The sequence below is a fragment of the Paenibacillus pasadenensis genome, assembly GCF_023715725.1.
In the GTDB taxonomy this organism is placed as follows: domain Bacteria; phylum Bacillota; class Bacilli; order Paenibacillales; family Paenibacillaceae; genus Paenibacillus_O; species Paenibacillus_O pasadenensis_A.
In genome coordinates, this window is record NZ_JAMBOT010000002.1 from 486,764 (window position 1) to 511,323 (window position 24,560).

Consider the following 24,560-nt stretch of genomic DNA (forward strand, 5'->3'; position numbering starts at 1 on the left):
CTGATGGCAACATTTAATTTTTACTGTGCTGGCGTGTATGAGGGCAAGATCCGGTTCACGGACGATAAGGTGCTGCATGCTAAGGTGGACGCGAGACGGCGTACGCAAATGCAGGAGCATGTGCTGGATGAGCGGGCTAAATACGTTCTTCCGCTCTCCAAAATCCGCGAAGCGCTGCCCCTGTACCGCAAGGCGGAATGGACAGGCGAACGTGTTAACGTCGAAAACGGGGAGACGTATGACCGCCATCTGACGTACCGGGACGAAAACGGCCGGCAGTCCCAGGTTTGGGCAAAACGCAACGATACCGCTGTGGATATTGTGACGCTTGAGGGCGAAATTATCGCGTTCCTTTGTCCTAACCGGTACGGGATGGAGCTGATCGTTCAAGAGGGGTTTGAAAAGCTGACTCCGCTCGTCGTTTATGACGATCCAAAGCTGTCCAAGCCGGAGTACGGCGTGAACGAGCTTGGCACATACCTCATTCCGATGCGTGACGGCGTCAAGCTGGCAACGGATGTTTATTTGCCGGAAGGCGTTGAACTTGGAACCAAGCTGCCTGCTATTTTGGTGAGAACCTGTTATGACCGGCATCTTCGTAAAGAAAGCTGCTTGCGCTGGGCGAATAAAGGATATGCCGTTGTAAACCAGGACGTGCGCGGCCGGGCTGATTCCGAAGGGGAGCTTGTTCCGTTTTATTACGAGCGCGAGGACGGAAGCGACACGATTGATTGGATCATCGCGCAGGACTGGTCAAACGGCGATGTTGGCATGTGGGGTGCGTCGTATCTGGGATACGTAGTGATGGCGGCTGCTACAAGCGGTCATCCCAATTTAAAAGCAGTCGTGAATGAAGTGAATGTCGGCTCGCCTTTTGTAGACACGGTGCGCAGAGGCGGCACGGTATGCTCTTGGCCGTTGCTTAGCTGGACGCTGGCGCAGTCGGTCGGCACGCGAACGAATTTTGACCTATTCGGCGGAATTACGATTGATCCGGTTAAAGCAGTTGATGCGCGCCCGCTCCGTGACATTCCGCAGCAGATGATCGGCAAAAGCTCCGGCCCGTGGGACCTGTGGAGCCAGCATCCCGAGTATGACGACTACTGGCGCGGCTGTACGCATTCGGAGCGCGCTCATCAGATTCAAGCTCCGATGTTCGTTATATCCGGCTGGTATGACGGCGATAGCCCCGGCGTATCGGAAACCTGGCGCCTGCTCACCGAGCATGACGTTCCGAACCGCAAAATCTGGCTTGGTCCGTGGGAGCACGGTCCGAACCGGGCCCGCGATCTGCAAGGAACCGCTTTTGGCGCAGACGCTGTTGTGTACGATTACGATGTAAACGTGCTGCGCTGGTTCGACCGTTTCCTGAAAGGCTTCAACAATGGCATCGATTACGAGCCGCGCGCCCGTTATTATGTCGTCGGCGAAAATAAATGGCGTACCTCCGCGGAGTGGACGCCAGCGGAAGCAGCGGTTAAGCCATTTTATTTGCATAGCGGAGGCCGGGCGAACTCGGCTTTTGGGGACGGTAAGCTGACAGCGTCAGCTCAGCCTGAGGCCACTCCGGATGTGTACGTTTATAACCCGGCTGATCCCGTCGTTGATGCTGGCGAACGGGTGCCGGAGAACCGGCGCACAATTGAGCTTCGCCAGGACATGCTTTGTTACACAGGCGAGAAGCTGGCGGATGCTGTCACGGTCGCAGGCGAGCTCGCCGCAGTTCTGTACGCTTCCAGCTCCGCCGTTGATACCGATTGGGTCGTCTCGCTAAGCGATGTAGACGAAGAAGATAACTCGATTTTGCTTTCCAGTTATATCGTCCGCGCCAAATACCGCAAAGGCTATGAGAAGCCGAAGCTGCTGACGCCTGGGCAGGTGGAGCGGTTTGATATATTCATGCCGAATATTGCCCATCGTTTCGCAGCGGGGCACCGGATCCGATTTTCGATTACGTCGTCCAGCAAAATGGTCGCATTCCCGAATTCGAACACGGGTCTTAATCCCTATGACGACCCGGAGCCGATTCCGGCCACGCAAACCATTCACCACTCCGAGCAGTATCCAAGCCATGTACTTCTGCCTGTGCTTGGTTAAACTTTTAGCTTCCAGCCGTCTCCTTGAACTTTTCTGAGGAGACGGCTGTTTTTTTCTGCCCGCCGCTGGCAAAATGGATATTTGTACCGGACTGTTACTGAAATTTCGGCCAGATGAATAAATTAAACGGATAATCTACCAGAATGTTTGAGGGGGCAGGACAATGAAATATTTCATCCTCACAGGAACATCCAGAGGAATGGGCCAAGCGATTGCCGAGCAGCTTATATCTCCCGATCATCAATTGTTTTGCATTTCGCGGTCAAAAAATCCGGCGCTGGAAAACGAACTGGTGGAGCAACTGGAGTTCGATCTGCGCCGCACAGAGGAGATCGAATCGTTAATGGCCCGTATTTTCCAGCGGATCGACGGGTCCCATGTCGAAGGAATCTATTTAATTAACAATGCCGCCGTCATCGCCCCGGCTTCCTTTATTGACCAAGCTGTGACAGGAGAAATAACCGACAACCTCAACATAAATCTGCTTGCGCCGATTGTTCTGACCTCGTTGTTTATCCGGCACACAAACCGATATTTGATCGAGAAACGGATATTGAACGTTTCATCGGCTTCGGCCAACTATCATCTCCCTGGTTTGAGCGTGTATTCAGCGGCCAAAGCGGGACTGGATGTATTCACCCGATGCGTTGCCCTTGAGCAGCAGCATTTCAGCTCTTCCGTTGCCATTGTTTCCGTATGGCCGGGAATGATTGACACAGGCTTACAGCAGGAAGCGCGGCAAGCCGCTATTCCAGCTGCGGGCCAGTTCAGAGAAGCGCAGTTGTCTGGATTGCTGAAAACTCCGCAGGAAACGGCGAGGCAAATCATCGAGGTATTATTGCCCTAAGGAGACCGACATGGCATAGATCGCCCGCGTAGCGTTGCCTGTAGCGGACGAATAACGGACTTTAAGCGCGTAGCCCGGGCCGAAATTCAGAATTACGGCGGATCTCCGATCCACGCGAATATTAGCAAAGACGGTATTTGGAAGTATATTAGCGTCAGCGATATTATGGTCACGAACGGCCAGATTTCCGTCGGTTTTTAAGTAGATTCGCCAGGCGGAACTACACTGCAAATTGATGATGTTCGGGTTACAAAGCAGTAAATGTCTCATTCCGCTTGCAAGGCAAAGGTCTGGCAGGAGCTCAGCTCCCGCCAGACCTTTATCATGTTAAAATACCGAATTATGACTTAATAATTCTGATAGTATTGCTATTTGAATCGAGGACATTAATGATTCCGAAATTTGAAACTTTACTGACACTATAGGCCGAGCTACTTGCAAGGATTGATATCCTAAATGTGGCGTTTCCCCATATTCCGCTATCCGATAACACGATATAACTAACATCAATGCCAATGTTTGTCCTGTCCGGGCCAACCATTTTCAACGCAGCACTGCTTTTCGGTGCTACAGGTGAAGGAGGGGGAGACAAAAAAGTGCTTGGTGTCCCATTTGAGTCTGTATTATACCGGATGTAAAAGCTGGAATCATTGTATAAATTAAAACTGTAAATCGCCAAAATTCCGGCTTGGCCTTCATCCTCTTCCATTCGATAAAGGTATTGGCTGCTCGTTATGATAACGAGCAAGATAAACAAGACTAAAGTCAAAGCCCAATTCGATTTTCCGCCCCAACCGCTAATTTTGAGCCATTCTTCCATTGTGTCCACCCCAAACTACTATAGTAGTACAGAGTATGATGGAGGAAGATAATAAGACACGGTCATTCAACCAAAGGGGCTAAACCGGAAGAATCTGATAGCCAATCATCGAAAAATAACATTGAAATTATGAACCAGCAAGTTCTGCGGAAGCGCGGGAAGCCTTGATGTTCCGCGGTTTAACCGATTAATGTCAGAATGGGAGGATGCGAATTATAGATTGCATATAGGCAAATACAGAGCGGATTCAGCATAATGAAAGCGTTACCTTTACTTCGGGCAGCAGGAAGGAGTAGAAGCAAATTCAGCCGAAATATACTATGTGAACGGAGGGTATGTAACATGCGAGGATGGTTTAAAAAGGTTGTCGTTGCGGGATTGCTTATTGTGATGGCGGTTCCGGTGCTTCCTATGAAGACTGAGGCTGCACCTTATGTAAGCCAGAACAATAACCGGGTAGAATGGAACTTTAATACGGATTGGCTATTTTTTAATAGCAACGTCCCCAACGGCCAAGCGCCTGATCTGGATGAGAGCGGAGCGGCTCAAGTCAATTTGCCTCACTCCAATTCCGACATTGAACTGTTCGACGTAACACCGCCGGAATGGCAGACGGTCAACTGGTACCGCAGGCATTTTTCGATCGCAGATACATATGCGGGCCGGCGTGTGTCCGTAGAGTTCCAGGGAGCCGGACAAATTAACAAAGTGTACGTCAACGGCAAGCTTGCTGGTGAAGGCAGAGGTATTCATACCTCATTCACTGTTGATATTACCGACTATATCAAGTTCGGCAATTTTGATAATGTCATCGCCGTGCAGGTAGATAATCAGCCCCACGCAAACACGATGCCGTATCAAGGCGATTTTTACTCCTTCGGCGGCATTCACGGCGACGTCAAGCTGCATATGACCGATCCGGTATATGCTGCGCTGCCTTATTATGTAACCACTCCAAACAGCGGCGGCGGCGTGAACGTGACCGGCTCGGTTAACATCCGCAACGAAAATCCGTCCAGCCGTGACGCGGTCGTTAAAGCTTCCCTTGTGGACGCGACCGGTGAAGTCGTTGCCGTTTCCGAGCAAACGGTCACAGTAGGCGCACGCGCCGAGACGAGGTTTGATTTTGTTCAGCAAGTCGCAAACCCTCACCTGTGGACGATCGATGATCCGTATCTGTATAAAATGAAGGTGCAGACCCGTATCGGCTCCTCCTATGTGGACGAGCTGTCGACTAATATTGGCTTGAAGTGGGTTGCCATTACAGGCGACAGCACAAATAAAACGAGCAAGTTTTTTCTGAACGGCGTTGAAACTAAGCTGATTGGCTACAACAAGCACAATCAGCAGCCGTATCTCGGCAACTCCGGTCCGAATCGGCTTCAGCGCAAGGACGCTCGGATGCTAAAATTTGAGCTTGGAGCAAACGTAGTCCGCACCTCCCACTACACGACTGATCCGGAATTTTTAGATGAGGCGGATAAAATCGGTCTGCTTGTCGAAGAAGAAGCGTTTGGCATGAATACGTTAAACGACGTGCAAAAGCCGTTGTTTGAGCAGTCGCTCAGCTCGATGGTGTATCGCGACCGCAACCACGCCAGTATTTTCATGTGGAGCGTGGTGCCGAATGAAACGCTTACGATCGGCCCTTGGCATGCGCAATTAAATGCGATGGTCAAAAGCATCGACCCGTCCCGTCCAACCGTTCAGGAAATGGTGCATGGGGATTATGAACAAATAGCTGATGTATACTCGTCACATAACTACGCTCCGCCAGGACAAGCGGTTAGTCCAAAAAAATTCCCGCACTGGATTGGCGAGTACAACAACTCGCTTGGCTCTTCTTTTGTTGTTCCAGGCGATTCGGAAGGCCGCAAGCTGAAGCAGCTGCTTGACGATGCAAGCAAATTCCAGACCTTTTACAGCTCGCCGCAAATAGCCGGTCTGCTGCACTGGGAGTCGTTTGGATATATTACGCCGCTGGTAAATGATCAATTTGGCAAAAGCGTGAATGAGTACCGGGCGGCAGGCGTAACTGGACCTTATCGGGATGCGCTTAATAAATACTGGCTCGGCTATTTCTATCAGTCGCAGATGGACCGTTCCGTTGTCGGCGATGTCTTGCATATCGCAAGCGAATGGAAAAAGGATTCCAACAAGAAGGAATTCTACGTCATCAGCAATGCGGCAACTGTAGAACTGTTTCATAATGGAACCTCGCTCGGCAAAATAGCTCCAAACTATGTTACAAGTTCAAAACAGGGGATGTTTAAGTTTACGTTGAGTCAAGATTTAGTATGGTCGCCAAGCTCGATACTGGAAGCAAGGTCGTATGACGCAAACGATAATCTGCTCAAAACGGACAAAAGGTTCGCTTCCACCTATGACGGAGCAGCTTCTCTGAAGCTGAATGCCACGACCGGCAATGAAATTGCTGCTGACGGCTCAGATGTGGCTTGGTTAATTCCCGAGCTGCTCGACGCGAACGGGCAGCGCGCGTACTATGGCGATGCCAATGTTAGAATCAAGGAGCTGTCCGGTCCGGGAGAGTCCGTTTTCACATCGTCGAGCAGAAGTGAAACGCTGCAAATGACAGACGGCTTGACCGGATTTTATGTCCAGTCCAAGCTGCGCCAGACAGGTGCGGTTAAGGTCAAAGTTGAAGCCGATCTTGGCGCAACGGTGAACGATAGCGTATACGGCGCAGGAGCGGGCCAGTTTACATTCGCCGGCAGCGGCTGGACGGTGCAGACGGGCCAAACGGGCCGTTTCAATGGTGATGAACATGTTGTGTCTACCGGGGTTGCCGGAGATACTTATGCCGAAATGACGTTTACAGGAACGCAAATCCGCGTTTACGGCACCAAGGCAAGAAATATGGGTATCGCTACGGTTGAAATTAACGACCAGGCGGCTGGAAGCATTGATTTTTTCAGCAATTACGGAGAAGTTCCAAGCCAACTGGTATACACAAGTCCTGAAATGGCATATGGCACGCATAAAATTCGCATAAGCTACACGGGCCAAATGCATAGCCGTCCTGATCTGAACGAGCAAGCGGCTACCGGAGCGGGGATCAACATCGACCGCGTCAAAATTATGGACGGACAGTACGAGCTCGTTTCCAATGAGATTGCACTGAATGCCGTGCCAATGAGCGACACGGTTGTTCCTAAACCGGCTGCCGGAGCGCCAAAAGCGGAAGTATTCTCTGCTTCCGTTGTGTTTCAGGCTGAGCAGGCGGCGCGTGCAACTGGCGCGGTTGTCGCTTCGGCAGAAACAGGCTTTAACGGCACAGGTTATGTTGATATGAAAAATACGCAGGGATATGTGGAATGGACGGTACCGGTAACTCAATCGGGACGTTACCCGCTGCAATTCCGCTACAAAAATACCGGCGTAGACCGTAAAGCGGATCTCTCGGTTAACGGCAGCGTTGTTGCCGCCAAGCTGTCTTTTATGGAGACAGGCACGGCTGGAGCCGGCGATTCTCCTTGGGGAGTTGTAACCACAACGCAATACCTGAAGGCTGGAATTAATAAAATTCGGCTAGCGGCAACTGGAAGCAGCGTCACGCATATGGATCAGCTTGAGGTGCTGGGATTGCCGCAGCCGCCATCCGCTCCTTCGCCTCAACAGGTTGTGCTGCAGGCGGAGAACGGAACGTTTAATACGAGTGCCAGCGTCAAAAATCTGGGCTCGGGCTGGACAGGCAGCGGTTTTGTCAATTTTAATAACGCCCCGGGTTACGTGCAATGGAACACAACGATTCCAGCGGCTGGCGATTACTTGATTGATATCGCTTATGCTTACGGCAGCGCTGGCTCAACGACCGCGAAGCTGATCATTGACGGAGCTGCCGTAACTCCGGACATCAGCTTCCCGTCAACAGGGAGCTGGAACGCAGCTTGGGGCAAAGCGCAGGTGACCGTACCGTTAACTGCCGGAGCCCATACGATTAAGCTGGAAACAGTGGGCAGCTATTACGTGAATCTGGACAGCATCACTGCAACCGAAGTGACGGTACCGCCGACACCTGAGCTGTTTGATGCCGCGCTTCAAGCAGAAACCGCAGCTCGGTCCGTCGGAACAGTCGGTTCGTTAGGCACGGGCTGGAATGGCACCGGATTTATTAATTTTTCTGGCGGTGAAGGTTACGTAGAATGGACGGCCGACGTTCCGGAATCCAACTATACGCTTCGTTTCCGTTATGCGAACGGAAGCTCGAACCGTCCGATGAAGCTTCTTATTGACGGCAAGGAAGCCAGCGGCTCGCTTGCCTTCCCAGGCACGGGCCACTGGAACCAGAACTGGTCGGAAGTGACTTTTACGGCGGACTTGTCCAAAGGCGCGCATAAGATTCGTCTCGTCACGACCGGAACCAGCGGAGTCAACCTGGATCAGCTGAGAATCAAGGAGAACTGAATCGTTCCATGGTAAAGAAGCTTCCCCGCCTGATAGCAGGGGGGGAGCTTCTCTTTTGCATTTAGAAGGGGGCTATTATTATGCGTTATAAAATTCGATATCGTTGCCCGCGCCGTCTCCTCGGATTGAACCGCTTGCGGAAATGTTGAGAACGTCATAGCGTATGTTGCCGCCCGATCTTCCGACCTGCATTGTGAATTGAATGGATCCTACTTGAGCGTTGTTCACATTATACGCTCGATAAACAACTCTAGCCGTGGATGTTCCGCTTGACGCGCCCTGCATGTACAGCGTTCTTGTGCTTGAAGGAGCCACATTGGGCGGACTGACTACTGTACCTGATAATGTTTGATAGTAGCGGAGAGCGTAGCTTGAATTATTAATTAAATTAAACCCGTAAGTCGCCGCGATGCCGGATCCTCCATCATCATCATCATCGGATCTAAATCCGCAAGCGCTGCTCGTTATGATCACGAGCAAGATAAACAAGACTAGAATTAGAGCTAATTTTGAACCTCCGCAATTGCTGATGCTTAAAGCCTTATCGTTCATCCTGATCACTCCAATAATACTTGTATTTTATATACAGTATGAAAGAAGAAAATAGGATGACACGGGTATATATCCTGAACCTATCATCAAATCTAAGATTGCTAACTTTGATCCCGTTGTTTAACAGAAAGCTCTACGAATTCATAACCGTGATGGTGTTAGAGTCAGTGTCCCATCCAATGGCAGTGGAAGAAGAGGAAACATCCCGTACTCTATAGAGTCTGAGAACTGTCTCAGGCGCGACATAAAGCCATGTATACAGAGTAAATTGAAGCTGGCCGATGAGAGAGCCGGTGATCGGATTCATTACGTTGTAAACAACGGTGGCGCTCACGTTAAATGTAGTGCCTTGTATGGTCAGCCTTGCTGAGCTTGACGGAGGTGCATCATTTATTTCAGTCAGTGTGCCACTTACGATGTGATCGTACTCAAGCCGATATTCGGAATTGTTAACTAGATTAAAGCTATACTCTGCCCTAACTCCTGCATCATTTTCATCCGAATTCCGTTCGTTTCCGCACAAACGGATTACGATAACGAGCAGTATAAATAAGATTAAAATAACGGCACGATTAGAAACGTCCCAGCGGCTGATCTTTAAAGTCAGATTATTCATCCTAATCACTCCAACCATACTTGAATTACTAAGTACAGTATGAAAGAAGCAGCTAGAATGACACGGCGGCATAGCCTTATTCTCATAGATTCAGAACAGCCGTCTGACCGCCCCGCATTTCCTGACAGACCATTTTTCACGAACATCCGCAATCCAATCGTAACGCTGGCGTGCGAAACGAACAAATAAAAATGTCGTAAAAATCAGGGCTGTTTGCCGCCGGAATGAAGATAATGAAAGAAAAGCCGAGAAAAATAGAGAATCGAAGAGATTAACTTCCTGTTTGTTTCTTTAATCCGGCTCTAGGAATTGTTTTTGAGCTTTGGCCGGCCTTTACAGATTTAGACATCGAGGCGTAAGATTCGTCTCAAGTTAGTTGACTTTACAACGCTTAATTTCCAAATCAGGAAAACGGGGGAACCATATGATGCCGCCATTCCGATGTGAGAGTCGGAAGAACGGTCATCCGGGGTGAATCCTGCAGTGATGGAGCCATGGCAATCCATTCTGCGGGTAGGGCGACTCTCACCGCCCGAATCCGACAGCTAACCTCGTCAGCGTGATTGAGCCAGAACAGGACGATGGTCTTGACAGGGCTTTAATCGGGAGAGAGGATGATGACGCTTGTGATCGCTAGCGACCACAGGGGCCGTAGCCTCTGTGGTTTTTTTGCGCCCAAATTACGGGTTTCAGCAGCTTTTGTACCAAAAGAATTGTTCGCGGAAGGGGAAAATTTCTCTTGATGGATATAGCCATGGTCGGCCTCGTAGCCGCATTGACCGCTTGTATGCTGGGATTGCTGGCGTGGGCCGGCAAGCATGTTTCGGAAGGAAGGGAAGAGAATTGATCTGGATGCTGGGCGCGCTTATTGCCGCCGTGTTCGTCTATTTGGGTTACGTTTTGCTGCATCCGGAAAAGTTTTGACCGGGGAGCATGATCCGGTAGTTAAACGCTTAATCGGAATATAGTTTGAGTACGAAGGAGCTCTCATTCATGATGGCATGGATATCGATTGGAATTATGCTGCTGCTCGTCGCGCTGCTGGCACGCCCGACAGGCATGTACGTGTATAAAGCGTTCAACGGGGAACAAACACGTTTGGACAAATGGTTCGGCCCGCTGGAACGCGTCATTTACCGTCTTGGCGGCATCTCGCCTAAACAGCAAACCTGGAAAACCTACGCGGCTTCTGTAGTTATAAGCAATGGAATGATGACCTTGCTCGTGTATCTCGTGTTTCGCCTGCAAGCGTATTTACCGCTTAATCCGAGCGGAATCGCGAACATGGAGCCTCGGTTGGCGTTTAATACCGCCATTAGTTTTATGGCCAATACAAATCTGCAGCATTACAGCGGTGAAAGCGGCCTTTCTTATTTGGCGCAAATGATCGCTATTGTGTTCATGATGTTTGTATCGCCGGCAACAGCGCTCGCTGTTGTCATCGCGATGATGCGCGGGCTCGCGGGCAAACCGCTCGGCAACTTTTTTGTCGATCTGACCCGGTCGATAACACGCATTTTGCTGCCGATTGCATTTGTATCCGCCCTCGTATTCGTTGCGCTTGGCGTGCCTCAGACACTAGAGCCGACCGCAGTTGCGCAAACGCTGCAGGGCGGAGAACAGTCGATTGCACGCGGACCGATGGCTTCCTTTCTGGCAATTAAGGAGCTTGGCAATAACGGTGGAGGCTTTATGGGGGCCAACTCCGCGCATCCGTTTGAAAATCCCGGTGCGCTTAGCAATATGCTGCAAATGCTGCTGATGCTGCTGATTACGACCTCCCTGCCGTTTGTATACGGAAAAATGGTTGGCAACGCCAAGCAAGGCCGGGTGCTGTTCGTCTCCATGGCCGTACTGTTTATTGTCATGCTCAGTACGTCGCTAACTGCCGAATATTCAGGCAATCCCGCGCTGAACGCGCTTGGCGCAGACAGCGGACAGGGGAGTATGGAGGGCAAGGAAACGCGGCTTGGCGTTGCGCAAACTGCGCTTTATTCCGTGGTCACAACGGCATCGGAGACGGGCGCTGTCAACGGCATGCACGACTCCCTGACTCCGATCGGAGGCATGGTGCCGCTGGTCAATATGATGCTGAACACCGTATTCGGCGGTGTAGGGGCAGGTTTTATGAATGTGCTGTTGTACGCCATGGTGGCGGTGTTCCTTTCCGGGCTCATGGTCGGACGAACGCCTGAGTTTCTGGGCAAAAAGCTGGAAGGCAAAGAGATGATGCTTATTGCCGTCACGCTGCTTGTTCATCCCGTGCTAATTCTTGTCCCGTCGGCGATTGCGCTGTTTGTTTATCCTGAAACGGTATCCAACCCGGGTTTTCACGGGTTGACGCAGGTGCTGTATGAATTCACTTCCGCGGCGGCTAACAACGGCTCCGGATTTGAAGGGCTGGGAGACAATACGCCGTTCTGGAACATTAGCACGGGGCTCGTTATGTACCTCGGACGTTACATTTCCGTCATTACGCTGCTCGCTGTTGTCGGATCGCTTGCCGCCAAACGGAAAGTGCCCGAAACGACAGGCACCTTCCGCACCGACACCGGGCTGTTTGCGGTTGTGTTTCTCGGCACGGCGCTGATCGTCGGCGCGCTGACGTTTTTCCCAAGCCTTGTGCTAGGACCAATTGCGGAGCAGCTGACCTTAAAACCTTGACGGATTAGTTAGAGAAGAGGAGACGAACTGAATGAGTCATCGACAAAAAGCGCTTGGCGGCGAAATCGTCCGGCAGGCGTTGAAACAATCTGTATTTAAGCTGGATCCGCGGATTATGATTCGCAACCCAATCATGTTTGTGGTTGAGCTCGGCTTCCTTGTTACGCTTGTGCTTGTTGCTGCACCAGATGCTTTTGGCGGCGGAACGCCGTTATGGTTTAATGCGTGCGTTGCGGCGATTCTGCTTATTACGCTGCTATTTGCGAATTTTGCGGAAGCATTGGCAGAGGGACGGGGCAAAGCTCAGGCGGATTCGCTCAAACACTCCAAACGCGACATAACCGCCTATAGGGAAGAGGGCGGGGCGCTGCGCGAGGTCCCTTCAAGCGAGCTGCGCAAAGGAGACATTGTGCAAGTAGCTGCGGGACAATGGATTCCCGGCGACGGGGAGGTTGTGGAGGGGCTTGCGTCTGTTGATGAATCCGCGATTACCGGCGAATCCGCACCTGTTATCAAAGAAGCGGGCGGCGACTTCAGCTCGGTTACCGGCGGCACAAAGGTGCTCAGCGACTGCATCCGGGTCAAAATAACAAACGATCCCGGCGAATCCTTTCTGGACCGGATGATCTCGCTTGTAGAAGGCGCCAAACGCCAGAAAACGCCGAATGAGATAGCGCTCAGCACCGTGCTGACGAGCTTGACGCTGATCTTTTTGCTCGTCGTTGTCACGCTTCCGTTTTTCGGGAATTATCTCGGCATCAAGCTGGATATTCCGATTCTTATCGCTCTGCTTGTCTGTCTCATTCCAACCACGATCGGCGGGCTTCTGTCCGCTATTGGCATTGCCGGTATGGACCGGGTCACTCAGTTTAACGTCATTGCCATGTCCGGAAAGGCTGTTGAGGCTGCCGGCGACATTAATACGATCATTTTGGACAAAACGGGTACGATCACTTACGGCAACCGGATGGCTAATGAGTTTATTCCAGTCGGCGGCACCGAAGAGCAAACGGTTGCGGAATGGGCGGTCATAAGCTCGCTCAAGGACGAGACGCCTGAAGGCCGCTCCGTGCTGGAGCTGGCGAGAAAACAAGGCTTGCCCGTTCCAAGCTCCGCAGAAGGCGAATGGATTGAATTCCGGGCGGAAACCCGGATGAGCGGCATTGATTTGGCTGACGGCCGGAGCGTGCGCAAAGGCTCGGTGGATGCAGTCAAAAAATGGGTGTCCGCACAGGGCGGGGCGATTCCGTCTGATCTGGACGCACAGAGCGATGCGGTCGCTTCCGCCGGAGGCACGCCGCTTGCTGTTGCCGCTGATGACAAAATATATGGCGTCATTTACCTGAAGGATACGGTAAAACCGGGCATGCGCGAGCGGTTCGACCAGATGCGCCAGATGGGCATCAAAACGATTATGTGCACAGGCGACAATCCGCTGACGGCGCAGACGATTGCCCGCGAGGCGGGAGTGGACGATTTTATCGCCGAGAGCACGCCGGAGGATAAAATCGCCGTAATTCGCCGCGAACAGGCGGCGGGCAAGCTGGTAGCGATGACAGGCGACGGCACAAATGATGCTCCGGCGCTTGCTCAAGCAGATGTCGGCATTGCGATGAACAGCGGCACGACCGCGGCGAAGGAAGCGGCCAATATGATCGATCTCGATTCCGATCCGTCCAAAATTATCGAGGTTGTCGCCATAGGCAAACAGCTGCTCATGACACGCGGCGCGCTGACGACGTTCAGCATAGCGAACGATGTGGCCAAGTATTTTGCCATTATCCCAGCCATGTTTATGGCAGCGATCCCCCAGATGGAGGCTCTGAATATTATGCGGCTGGACTCGCCGATGTCGGCAATCTTGTCCGCACTTATTTTCAACGCGATTATTATCCCAATGTTAATTCCGCTCGCCATGAAAGGCGTCGCTTATAAGCCACGCAGCTCGTCCAGCCTGCTGCAGCGCAATTTGCTCGTATATGGCCTGGGCGGTGTAATCGTCCCGTTTGCTGGAATTAAGCTGATTGATCTCGTCGTGGGACTATGGGTATAAACCTGTTCGGAAAGGAAGCAGCTCTATGAAATCAATTGTAATGGGAAGCCTGCGGCTCGGCCTTGTGCTGATGGCGCTTTGCGGAGTGTTATACAATGCGGCGGTAACCGGAATCGCGGGAGCGATTTTGCCAAAACAGGCGGAAGGAAGCTTAATATACGATACAAAGGGCCGCATTGTCGGCTCGGAGCTTATTGGCCAAAATTTCACCGATCCGCAGTGGTTCCACGGCCGGATTTCAAGCATTGAGTACAATGGAGCCGGTTCCGGCACGCCAAACTATTCACCATCCAACCCAGACTTGCTGGCCCGTGTGCAGCAATCGATTCAGGATTGGCGGACCAACAATCCGGAGGTGCCTGTAGATCGGCTGCCACTCGACCTCATCACTAACTCGGGCTCCGGGCTTGATCCGCAAATCAGCCCCGCTGGAGCAAAAGCACAAATTCCCCGCATTAGAAGCTTAACGGGAATTCCTGCCGAACAGCTGGAGAAGCTGGTCGAAGAGTTCACGTTGCCACGGCAGCTCGGCATTTTCGGGGAACCGGGAGTTCATGTGCTGAAGCTTAATTTGGCATTGCAAAAGCTTGTGCAGCAATAAGGCGAATGACCCGCCGCATCTTTCGGGATGCGGCGGGCATTGCCATGTCAGGGGGAGTCAGCCATGAGCATCGAGCCGTTCAGACGCAAATCGGCGGAGGAAATACTTGCTTCCATCATGAAGCTGCATCGCGGCAGATTGACAATTTTAATTGGCGCTTTCAGCGGCTCCGGCAAAACGTACCATATGCTGAGCGAAGGGCATGAGCTGCGCAGGCAAGGGCTGGACACGGTAATCGGCGCGCTGAACGGCGCAGAGAGCGCGGAGACCGTCTCGCAAATCGGAGATTTGGAGTCAGTGCCTGGCATCGACTGGAGCACTCAGGAAACATCCGGCACGGATCTGGATCTGGGCCGGATGCTGGAACGGAATCCCGAGGTTGCGCTTATTGACGATCTGGCGCACCGCAATCGGGATTGGGCTCGAATGCCGACCCGCCTGCAGGAGATCGAGGCGCTGCTCGCGAAGGGCATCAGCGTCATTACGACGGTGAACATTTACGAGATAGAAGGCGCAGCGGAGATGGCTCGCAGCTGGACAGGCGTAAATGTGCCTCATCCGGTTCCTGCACATGTGCTGGAGCTTGCCGACGAAGTGCGGCTCATCGACGTAACGCCGGAAACGCTGCTAGAGCGGGCGGCGGAAGGCCGGCTGGCGCAGCCGCCGGAATGGCTGCATCGCGGCAATATGGCTCGGCTGCGGGAGCTGGCTCTGCGTTTATTAGCGGAGGATGTGAACGAAACGCTGGAGAAACATCGAGAGGAGCTTGGCCTGTACGGTACTTCCGGCATTGCGGAGCGTATTCTCGTTTCGGTGCAGTATCATTGGAACGGCTCCATTCTTGTGCGGCGCGGGCAGCAGGTTGCCAAGCGGCTGGGCGGCGAGCTTAACATCGTATCGTTTAACATAGCCGGACGACGACTGGCCGGGGAAGCGGAGGCGTTCCGCAAATCGCTTCTTTTGCTGACGAAAAAAGTTGGGGGCAGCTTTGAGGAGCTGCCGATCCGCCACCGGCGGCAGCTGCCGTCGAGGCTGATGGGATATGCCGTGCAGCAGAAGGCGACCCGCATCGTGCTGGGACACTCCCGGCAAAGCCTGTGGCAGGATATTTGGAAAGGATCTGTCGTCAACAGACTGCTGAAAATAACGCGCAACATCGATCTGCTTTTTGTTGCTGATCGGGCTCATTCAGAGGGCGAACGGATTCTGCCGGCGCATACTCCGAGCCGCAAGCCCAACAAGCGGTACCGTCGCCTGACGGAGCATGAAATACGCGAGCAGATTGGGCAAATCCGCAGAGGCAGCTTCAAAATCTATATTGGGGCGGCGCCGGGTGTCGGCAAAACCTATACGATGCTGCGGGAAGGGAACGAGCTGCTGAAAAAAGGCGTTAAGGTTGTGGTCGGACTGCTGGAGACGCATGGCAGGGCGGATACAATGGCTCAGCTGGGCTTGCTCAGGACGGTGCCGCGATTGCAAACGAAGTACAGAGGCGCTTTGCTGGAGGAAATGGACGTTGAGGCCATTTTGCAGGAAAAGCCGGAGGTTGTGCTTGTGGATGAGCTGGCGCATACGAATATTCCCGGCAGTCTCCGCAAAAAACGGTATGAAGATGTGCTTGTCCTCTTGGAGGCCGGTATTTCCGTCATTTCAACGATGAATGTACAGCATTTGGAAAGCTTAAACGATGCGGTTGAGCAGATTGCCGGAATTGTCGTCAGAGAGACGGTGCCGGACCGGATTTTGCGGGAGGCTGACGAGGTTCAGCTTATCGATGTGTCGCCAAGGGCGCTGCAGGAGCGGATGAAAGCGGGAAAAATATATGCTGCCGACAAAGTGGAGCAGGCGCTGGGACGCTTTTTCAAGCTTGGAAATTTGATCGCGCTTCGCGAACTTGCGTTGCGGGAGCTGGCCGACGATGTGGACGAACGGCTGGAGTCATGGGACCGGAGGGATTCTCTGCGCGGCCCTTGGCGTAGGGAGGAGGTCATTTTTGTCGCGGTAACGGCCGGACCGAGCGCCGAACGGCTTATCCGCCGCGGCTTCCGTATTGCTTATCGGCTGAAGGCGGATTGGTACGTTATTTTTGTGCAAAAAGGAGAAACGGAGGGCGAACACAGCGAAGCAAGGCTGGATAAGCTTCAACAGCTTGCCGAGCGGCTGGGCGGATCGTTCCTGATTTTGCCTCGGTCCGCAGGCGAGACGCCGGCTGCAGCTCTGCTTGGCTGCGCCATGCAAAAAAAAGCAACCCAAATCATTGTCGGACAGCCCGGGAGAATCGGCTTGCTGCAGCCAAGGCAGCGGGCATTTGTACCCGCCTTGCTGCGGAGCGCAAGGCATCTGGATGTGCTGGTCGTTGCCGATTACGATCCGGTTCGCTCCAAGCCTGAACCTGGCGAAGCTTAATAAACAGAATAGGTAAAAAACGAGCCCGGAGCATCTTCTCCAGGGCTCGTTTAGCGTTTGCAGCTAACTGATTTTCTGAAATATGCCACCGATTCTTTATTTATTTGTAAACGTTACGGTTGTGCCGCTTATAGCGAGCTTGATTGGAGTGTCTAAGTTTACGATGTCAAAAAAGTTAGTACCCAAAATCTGGCCATTCACCACCATTGTTATTCTAATTTCTTCAACGGATTTCCCATCTTGATTCAAAATATTCCAAAAAGTGTTACAACGATTGATGTCAGGAAATGATTTTTTAACTGCAAAGGAGGCCGAACCGCCATTGGCGGCAATTATGGAAGGAGCAGCCGTTTCACAACCGGCCCCGTTTTGAGCATTCAACCTAAACGGATAGCTTGAGTTGTTTATTATCGTAAAGATTACGGATAGGGGGCCAATTTGCGGGTCATCATATGCCGCCGAAGGCTGGCTAAAGACGGAAACGGCTATAACCAGAAGTATAAACAGGATAACAATGATGCCTGGACCGGAACTGGGGCGGTTGCTGCTGTTCGTTACTTCTTTCCCAATAGGTTGCATCCCATTCTTCCTTTCCTTTAAAACTAATCATGGAGTTGTTCATACTAGGTTATGAGAAACACAAAAATAGGGAACGGTATATACTCGGAAAATTTGCGCACACCTTGCTTCCGCAAGAAACAAGGATTTTTTCGGCAACTATATTGACGGATCATCATTTTTTGCGTAAATTAAAGATAGAATTTGCGCAAACGAACTGGCCCGATTCGTAAAGGAGAGAGAGGATATTGGTTAAAACCTGGAAGGAAGACGGAGTATTCCTGCTATTCATATCCCCGTGGATCATCGGAGTTTTATGCTTCTTCGTCGGCCCCGCGCTGGCAAGCCTGACCTACAGCTTCGCGGATTACAATGCGATTACGGCTCCGAGTTGGATTGGCTTTGACAATTACTCCAGGCTATGGAGCGATGAGGTTTATCTGAAAAGCTTGCGCAATACGCTCTATTTTGTGTTCATCGGCGTTCCGATTACGGTCGGTTTTCAAATCGTCTTATCGCTGATGCTCAACATCGAAGTGCCCGGCATTCGTTATTTCCGTACCTTGTACTATTTGCCATACCTCGTACCGCCTGTTGCAACCGTTGTCATTTGGATGATTTTGTTCGGTTCCGGGGACGGGGTTGTCAATACGGCGATTCAATGGCTTGGCGGCAATCCGGTGGATTGGATGAACAGCGAAGCTTTAATTAAACCGGTAATTATCACAATTGGCATGTGGATGTCGGGAGGTTCGGTTCTCGTATTTTTGGCTGGACTAAAAGGCATTCCGCGCTCGCTTTACGAAGCGGCCCGCATCGACGGCTCCGGTCCCGTACGCACTTTCTTCAATATAACGCTGCCGATGCTGACGCCGTCCATTCTGTTTACAGTTGTCATGCAGGTCATCTACTACTTCCAAATGTTTACGGAAGCGATGCTGCTGAGCAAGGGCGGTCCGGATTACTCCTCTCAAACCTACATGATGAACACCTATCAGGTCGCCTTCCGCGATCTTGACTTTGGATACGCCATGGCCCAGTCATGGGTGCTGTTTCTGATTATTCTCGTAATTACCGTTGCGCTTATGAAATCTTCCAACCGCTGGGTGTACTACGAAGGCGAAGACAAAAAGGGAGGCAAGCGTTGATGCAAGCCGAAAAGCTCATTTCCCGCACTTCTTCCTATCTGTTTCTACTATTTGGATTGCTGCTATTTATCGGCCCTCTTCTATGGATGCTGTCCACCATGCTGAAAACCCAGGCGCAAACGTATGTGTTTCCTCCCGAGCTGATTCCGGCTCCGTTTACGTTCAGCTCCTTTACGAGGCTGTTTGAAACGATGACTCTAATGCCTCGCTGGATTATGAACTCGTTTATCGTGTCGTCGATCAACGGAATCGGCACCATCATTTCCAGCTCGCTCATCGCGTTCGGCTTTGCCCGGTTGAAGTCCCGTCTGCGCGCGCCGCTGTTTGTCGTTGTGCTCGCTACGCTCATGATCCCTTCCCAGGTTACGCTTATTCCGATGTACATCCTGTTCAGCAAAATCGGCTGGTACGACACCTGGCTTCCGCTCACGATTCCGGTTCTGCTGGCGAGTCCATACTTCATTTTTCTTTTCCGCCAATACTTTCTCACTCTGCCAAGAGAGCTTGACGAAGCAACCTATGTCGACGGCGGCAATTACTGGACGATTTACAGCCGCGTCATTTTACCTTTATCCGGCCCGATTCTCATCTCCGGCTTTATTTTCTCCTTTGTGTTCACCTGGACCGACTATTTCACTCCGCTCATCTTCATCCAATCCGAGGATCTGCAGATGATGAGTGTCGGACTGCAGCTGATAATGGGCAAAAACTCGCAGGATCTTCCGATGATGGCTGCAGGGTCTTTCCTGGCGCTGCTGCCAATCGCCGTTATTTATTTCTCAGCACAGAAGTACTTCGTCGAAGGCGTTGTTATGTCGGGAATCAAATAAAAAAAGGGAGAGTGTTCTCATGGTTAAAAGAGGGTCTGAAAGCGCAATCAAATGGCTAATTCCAATGCTTGGCATTCCGCTCATTCTGGCAGCCTGCAGCGGCGGCAATAACGGTGAACAGACTGCAGCGTCCAGCTCGACGCCTGGCGGAACGGGCAAAACAAAAATTACGTTTATGCAATGGGGAACGCAGGAAGAGGTCAACCAAACGAAAGAGCTTTTGAAAAAATTCAACGAGAAGTTCCCCGACATTGAGGTGGAAATTACCTCCAAGGACTGGGAGACGTATTGGACGGCAATTACGGCGCAGGCCGCTTCCAAGACAATGCCGGATGTATTCAAAATGGATGAGGCGTACCTGGATAAATACGCCAAGCTTGGCGCCATGAAGGACCTTACGGAGCTTATGTCCAAAAACAGCTTTGATACGAGCCAATTTGAGCCGAATGTGCTGGGCAAGCTGCAATCCGAGAGCAAGCAATATGCTCTTCCCCGCGACGCCAATACCATCATTATGTACTACAATAAAAAGCTGTTTGCAGATCCAAAAAGCAATCCGTCCGGGGTTAAACCGCCAGTTGGAGAAATGACCTGGGATGAATTCATTAAAATCGCGCAAAAGATGACCGTGGATAAAGCGGGCAAAACGGCAGATCAGGAAGGCTTTAATCCAAAAAGCGTTGTTCAATGGGGATTAGTGATGGACCCGGCAGGCTCGGCGGATTCCGTGCTGGAATCCCAGCTTTGGTCCAACGGAGCAAAACTTGTTGACGAGAACAAGGCGTTTGCGATGGAATCTCCGGAGGCCATGCAGGTGCTGGAAACATTCCGCAGTTATATTACGGAGCTATACGCGGTGCCGAATTACGGTCAATCCCAAACGCTTTCCAAGGACCCGTTCCTTGCTTTGACGACAGGCAAGGTTGCCATGGGCTTCGGCGGCAGCTGGAATGCAACCGAGTATGAACAGGCCGGCATTGAATTCGAGGCCATTTTGCCGCCGAAGTTCAAAGAAGAAAAAACCGTTATCCAGGTTACAGGTTATTCCATCGGCGCATCCTCCAAAAAGGATGAAGCGGCTTGGACGCTGATGAACTGGCTTTCCGGAGCGGAAGGGCAAATTGCGCTCGCGGAGCAGGGCCAGTCCGTGCCGGCGAACAAACAGGCGGCAGACGCTTATCACGCCAAGGACGAAGGGTATAACAAACAGGTCTTCCTCGATTCCCAGAAATATGCGATACCGGTTCCGTTTTTTGACGGCAAAGAAAAATTATTGTGGGAGATCATCCCGCAAAAGCTAGCCAATCCTCTCTCCGGCAAAGGCGAGCTGGACAAAGCGGTGCAAGATATCAAAAAGGCTTACGGCAATTAAACGGTCAATCGCAAACGCAGCATGATTACAAGGCAGCAGGACAAGCGGCTCCAACAGGCATCGATCCTGATCTCAGGCTCGATGCCCTGCCGCTTTCTGCGGCTTCATGTGTAATAGCTGCAATTGCAGACTTCTCCGGTTGACATTAATTGAGCGGAAACCGTATGATTATAGTACTTTTATATTTGCGCAAAAATTTAGACAAAAAGAGACAAAGGAGTGCAAAAAAGTGACAACGCTGAAAGATGTCGCTGAACGAGTCGGAGTGTCCATCTCGACGGTATCACGTGTAGTCAATAATGAGGCTTCCCATTCCGTCCGTCCGGAAACACGCGAAAAAATATGGAATGCTGTCACTGAGCTTGGCTACCAGCCAACCAAATCGGCACGAGGACATGACAGCGACAAAAAGCATCATGCCACGATCGGATCGCCGTTAGGCTGTATTTTAGCGGTAACGCAGAACAAGTATAACCACCCGTATTTTTCTGGAATATTGGAAGGTATCGAAAAAGGTATTGCAGAGATGGGGTATGAGCTGGCTTTTGTGCAATCGGTTGACGATCTTCGCAATCCAACGGTGTTGAATCGTATCTTATATGAAAATACACCAGTCGGGCTTATATTGGTTGAAGGTTTGGAACCGGGGCTCTATTCGCAGCTCAAACAAAGAATTCCTCATCTAATCGTTGTTGACGGGAGTGACCCCAGTATTCCGCGCGTAACGTATGATCGGGTTGAAGCGGCCAGGGCGGTCGTAAGGCATTTGCTGCAGCAGGGGCATAAAGAGATCGCATTTATCGGCGGTTCGGGACTGTCCCAGGAAATTGAGAAAGAAAAGCGTTACAGAGGGTATAGAGATGCGCTGCTGGAAGCTGGCATTGCGGTACGCCCGGAGTGGGTTGTTGACTGTTACTGGGATGTCGAGAAGAGCTACCAGATGACGAAAGAGCTCCTGCAAAACAAAGAACGCCCAACCGCAATTTTTGCGGCGAGCGACATGATTGCCATTTCGGCTATGAGGGCTGCCAACGAATGCGGCTTGCGAATTCCTGATGATATCGCCTTCGCCGGGATCGATAACATTGAATTGTCCGCATACTGTTCGCCTCCGCTGACAACCGTTCATATTCCGAAGCTGGAAATCGGAAATATCGCCGCCAAAACGCTGATCGACTACATTCAGGGCAGATATCCCGTTCCGGTAAAAATCTCGGTTCCGTTCGAGCTGAAAATCCGCCAATCTTCAGTGAAATCTAAAAAATAGCCGGTTATTGCAATACCCGAATGCCTGCGTCTTGAAAAGGCTCCAACTGCTCGCGGCTTGCCCCGCGGTCCGTTACGAGCGATGTGACACCACGCCATTTCTCGATTAAAAAGAGGGAGGAGCGGCCAAGCTTCGTATGATCGGCCAGAGCATACGTTTCAAGCGATTGCTGCATCATTTTGCGGTTCGTATTGGCTTCCAGCTCATTAAATGTAGTCAATCCGCGCACCGGATCGGCTCCATCGACGCCAAGGAAGGTCTTCTGAATCGTAATCCGCTCCAGAATGGTATCCGCCAGCGGTCCTGACAGCTCGTAGCTCTGGGTGCGGGTAACGCCCCCGGTCAAAATCAGCTCAAGACCGGGAACACCAGCCAGCTCAAAACCGATATTCAGCGAGTTGGTCACAACGGTCAAACGCTCAAATGGCTGCTGAATAATTCTGCGGGCGATGAACATGCAAGTTGTGCCTCCGGTTAGCCCGATGACATCTCCTTCATGAATGAGGGAGTAGGATACTTCAGCAATTTCTTTCTTCTCTTCCGGATTCATCTCCATCTTGCGATAAAACGGGACTTCCTTGCGAACGCTCTCCAGGACAGCTCCGCCAAACATGCGTACGAGCCTTTTCTCCTGCTCAAGCGTTTCAAGATCGCGCCGGGCTGTTGCTTCCGATACCCCGAACCTATCCATAATTTCCGCTACATTCACGGCTCCCTGCTCTTTGAGGAGCGCGATAATCCCGTCGCGGCGGGCCGCAATCTTGCTCATGCACAATCCCCTTTGTTCCCGAGGTTTCGCTTGCGAGGCCTCGGGCTTTCTTTAACTAATGCGCTTTCTTTCCTCAGAATAGCATAAACGATTGAGTTCGTCCACAAAAAGATTGAAAACGATCATTAAAAGGATGGAATCCCGGTCAAATATCAAAAAAATAAATTGACTCAGTCAAAATTATGCCTAATAATGATTGTGAACGATCAAAAATATGAATGGAGGGTATGTCGGTGACGCGAATCTCGATTATCGGTTCGGGAAGCATGTTTACCAAGCACTTAGCATCCGACATTTTGCAAATTCCTGATTTTAATGAAGGGATATTTGCCCTGGTCGATGTCGATGCCAAAAGATTGGAGCTGTCGGTAAAGCTGGTGCAGCGGCTGATCGAGCTGAGCGGGAAAAACTGGATCGTTGAAGCCTCGACTAACCGCAGAGACGTAATTGCCGGTTCCCGCTTTGTTATTAACCAGATTGAGGTTGCCGGGCTTGAAACGGTCCGTAATGAATTTGAAATTCCGCTTCGTTATAACGTAAAGCAGTGCATTGGCGATACGCTTGGACCGGGGGGGCTGTTCAAAACGCTCCGCACGCTTCCGGTATGGCTGGAAATTGTCCGGGATATTGAAGAGCTTTGTCCCGACGCCCTCATTCTTAATTATACGAATCCGATGTCGGCCGTTACGCTGGCAACGTCCAGAGCGACGAGCCTGCCGGTAATCGGGTTATGCCACTCCATCCAGCATTCGTCCCAGCAGCTCGCCAAATACTTAGGTGTTCCATATGAAAAGCTTGACTGGCGCTGCGGCGGCATTAACCATATGTCTTGGTTTACGAAGCTCGAAGTGGACGGCCAGGATCAGTATCCGGCGCTGTTCGAAAAAATGTCCGATGAAGCTTTTCTTGCAAAAGATCCGGTTCGCTTTGATTTCGCCCGTCATTTCGGCGCGTTTGTTTCGGAATCCAGCGGTCATTTTTCCGAATATATCCCTTATTACCGCAAACGGCAGGATCTGATCGATCGTTACTGCGCTGCCGGGTACAACGGCGCCACAGGCTTTTACGCCAATGAATGGCCGGTGTGGCGCAAGGAGACGGACGAGGAAATCGAACGAATGATATCGGGCGAGCAAGAGATCAAGCTGGAGCGAAGCGACGAATATGCTGCGGTCATTATTGACAGCATCGTGAACGAGAAGCCGAATGTGATTTACGGCAATGTTCCGAACCGCGGTTTGATCGAGAATCTTCCATTTGAAGGCGTGGTCGAGGTTGCTTGCCTGGTGGATAAAAAAGGCGTGCAGCCAACCCGCTACGGCCGTCTCCCCGAGCATCTTGCCGCGCTTTGCCGCAGCAACATGGCCTTCTTCGAACTGGCGGTACAGGCAGTGCTGGAGAAAAACCGCGAGAAAGCGCTGCAGGCGCTCTATATCGACCCGCTGACGGCCGCTGCCTGCTCGCCTGCTGAGATCAAAGCCATGTTTGAGGAACTGTGGGAAGCAGATCGTCCATATCTTCCAGATTGGAAGTGA

General features: G+C 51.6%; 18 protein-coding genes and 1 riboswitch. Of the genes, 13 read left to right on the forward strand and 5 right to left on the reverse strand.

Annotation, left to right across the window (positions count from 1 at the left end; translation table 11 throughout):
• Nucleotides 1-3: 3 nt before the first annotated feature.
• The gene (locus M3223_RS07560) at nucleotides 4-2,097 is read left to right on the forward strand and encodes a CocE/NonD family hydrolase (RefSeq protein ID WP_251560631.1); all 2,094 of its coding nucleotides are present in this window, start codon (nucleotides 4-6) and stop codon (nucleotides 2,095-2,097) included.
• Nucleotides 2,098-2,260: 163 nt separating this feature from the next.
• Complete coding sequence (locus M3223_RS07565) at nucleotides 2,261-2,944, forward strand: SDR family NAD(P)-dependent oxidoreductase (protein ID WP_251560633.1); 684 nt, start codon at nucleotides 2,261-2,263, stop codon at nucleotides 2,942-2,944.
• A gap of 340 nt (nucleotides 2,945-3,284) precedes the next feature.
• On the opposite strand, the gene M3223_RS07570 is transcribed toward M3223_RS07565, so the two are convergent.
• Nucleotides 3,285-3,764: a hypothetical protein gene (locus tag M3223_RS07570; protein ID WP_251560635.1), complete on the reverse strand. Its 480-nt coding sequence runs from the start codon at nucleotides 3,762-3,764 to the stop codon at nucleotides 3,285-3,287.
• A gap of 342 nt (nucleotides 3,765-4,106) precedes the next feature.
• On the opposite strand from M3223_RS07570, the gene M3223_RS07575 reads away from it, so the two are divergent.
• Nucleotides 4,107-8,189 (forward strand): carbohydrate-binding protein, encoded by a 4,083-nt coding sequence (locus M3223_RS07575; protein WP_251560637.1) that lies wholly within the window; start codon nucleotides 4,107-4,109, stop codon nucleotides 8,187-8,189.
• Nucleotides 8,190-8,267: 78 nt separating this feature from the next.
• On the opposite strand, the gene M3223_RS07580 is transcribed toward M3223_RS07575, so the two are convergent.
• On the reverse strand, nucleotides 8,268-8,741 hold the full coding sequence (locus M3223_RS07580) for a YjcZ family sporulation protein (RefSeq protein WP_251560640.1): 474 nt from the start codon (nucleotides 8,739-8,741) through the stop codon (nucleotides 8,268-8,270).
• A 133-nt stretch (nucleotides 8,742-8,874) separates the two neighbouring features.
• Nucleotides 8,875-9,357: a hypothetical protein gene (locus M3223_RS07585; protein WP_251560649.1), complete on the reverse strand. Its 483-nt coding sequence runs from the start codon at nucleotides 9,355-9,357 to the stop codon at nucleotides 8,875-8,877.
• A 378-nt stretch (nucleotides 9,358-9,735) separates the two neighbouring features.
• Nucleotides 9,736-9,932: riboswitch (cyclic di-AMP (ydaO/yuaA leader) on the forward strand.
• 277 nt (nucleotides 9,933-10,209) lie between these two features.
• On the opposite strand from M3223_RS07585, the gene M3223_RS24450 reads away from it, so the two are divergent.
• From M3223_RS24450 to M3223_RS07605, 5 genes are all read left to right on the forward strand, one after another.
• Entirely contained in the window at nucleotides 10,210-10,281 is a 72-nt protein-coding gene (locus tag M3223_RS24450) for a potassium-transporting ATPase subunit F (RefSeq protein ID WP_353057680.1), read from the forward strand.
• 72 nt (nucleotides 10,282-10,353) lie between these two features.
• A complete protein-coding gene (kdpA, locus tag M3223_RS07590) occupies nucleotides 10,354-12,021 on the forward strand; it encodes a potassium-transporting ATPase subunit KdpA (protein ID WP_251561006.1) in 1,668 nt (555 codons plus the stop codon).
• Between the two features lie 31 nt (nucleotides 12,022-12,052).
• A complete protein-coding gene (kdpB, locus tag M3223_RS07595; RefSeq protein ID WP_251560652.1) occupies nucleotides 12,053-14,074 on the forward strand; it encodes a potassium-transporting ATPase subunit KdpB in 2,022 nt (673 codons plus the stop codon).
• Nucleotides 14,075-14,099: 25 nt separating this feature from the next.
• Nucleotides 14,100-14,675: a potassium-transporting ATPase subunit KdpC gene (kdpC, locus tag M3223_RS07600; RefSeq protein WP_251560654.1), complete on the forward strand. Its 576-nt coding sequence runs from the start codon at nucleotides 14,100-14,102 to the stop codon at nucleotides 14,673-14,675.
• 69 nt (nucleotides 14,676-14,744) lie between these two features.
• Nucleotides 14,745-17,081: a histidine kinase gene (locus M3223_RS07605; RefSeq protein WP_251561007.1), complete on the forward strand. Its 2,337-nt coding sequence runs from the start codon at nucleotides 14,745-14,747 to the stop codon at nucleotides 17,079-17,081.
• Between the two features lie 96 nt (nucleotides 17,082-17,177).
• On the opposite strand, the gene M3223_RS07610 is transcribed toward M3223_RS07605, so the two are convergent.
• Nucleotides 17,178-17,660, reverse strand: coding sequence for a hypothetical protein (locus tag M3223_RS07610; protein WP_251560655.1), 483 nt, complete (start codon nucleotides 17,658-17,660; stop codon nucleotides 17,178-17,180).
• Nucleotides 17,661-17,887: 227 nt separating this feature from the next.
• Between M3223_RS07610 and M3223_RS07615 the strand changes: the two genes are divergently transcribed.
• From M3223_RS07615 to M3223_RS07630, 4 genes are all read left to right on the forward strand, one after another.
• Nucleotides 17,888-18,787 (forward strand): carbohydrate ABC transporter permease, encoded by a 900-nt coding sequence (locus M3223_RS07615; RefSeq protein ID WP_251560657.1) that lies wholly within the window; start codon nucleotides 17,888-17,890, stop codon nucleotides 18,785-18,787.
• On the forward strand, nucleotides 18,787-19,617 hold the full coding sequence (locus M3223_RS07620) for a carbohydrate ABC transporter permease (RefSeq protein ID WP_251560659.1): 831 nt from the start codon (nucleotides 18,787-18,789) through the stop codon (nucleotides 19,615-19,617). Before M3223_RS07615 ends, M3223_RS07620 begins: the two co-directional genes overlap by 1 nt.
• A 19-nt stretch (nucleotides 19,618-19,636) precedes the next feature.
• Nucleotides 19,637-20,989, forward strand: coding sequence for an ABC transporter substrate-binding protein (locus M3223_RS07625; protein ID WP_251560661.1), 1,353 nt, complete (start codon nucleotides 19,637-19,639; stop codon nucleotides 20,987-20,989).
• A 229-nt stretch (nucleotides 20,990-21,218) separates the two neighbouring features.
• A complete protein-coding gene (locus M3223_RS07630; RefSeq protein WP_251560663.1) occupies nucleotides 21,219-22,256 on the forward strand; it encodes a LacI family DNA-binding transcriptional regulator in 1,038 nt (345 codons plus the stop codon).
• Nucleotides 22,257-22,260: 4 nt separating this feature from the next.
• Here M3223_RS07630 and M3223_RS07635 read toward each other — a convergent pair whose 3' ends face one another.
• Nucleotides 22,261-23,025, reverse strand: coding sequence for a DeoR/GlpR family DNA-binding transcription regulator (locus tag M3223_RS07635; protein WP_251560665.1), 765 nt, complete (start codon nucleotides 23,023-23,025; stop codon nucleotides 22,261-22,263).
• 227 nt (nucleotides 23,026-23,252) lie between these two features.
• On the opposite strand from M3223_RS07635, the gene melA reads away from it, so the two are divergent.
• On the forward strand, nucleotides 23,253-24,560 hold the full coding sequence (gene melA, locus M3223_RS07640; RefSeq protein WP_251560667.1) for an alpha-galactosidase: 1,308 nt from the start codon (nucleotides 23,253-23,255) through the stop codon (nucleotides 24,558-24,560).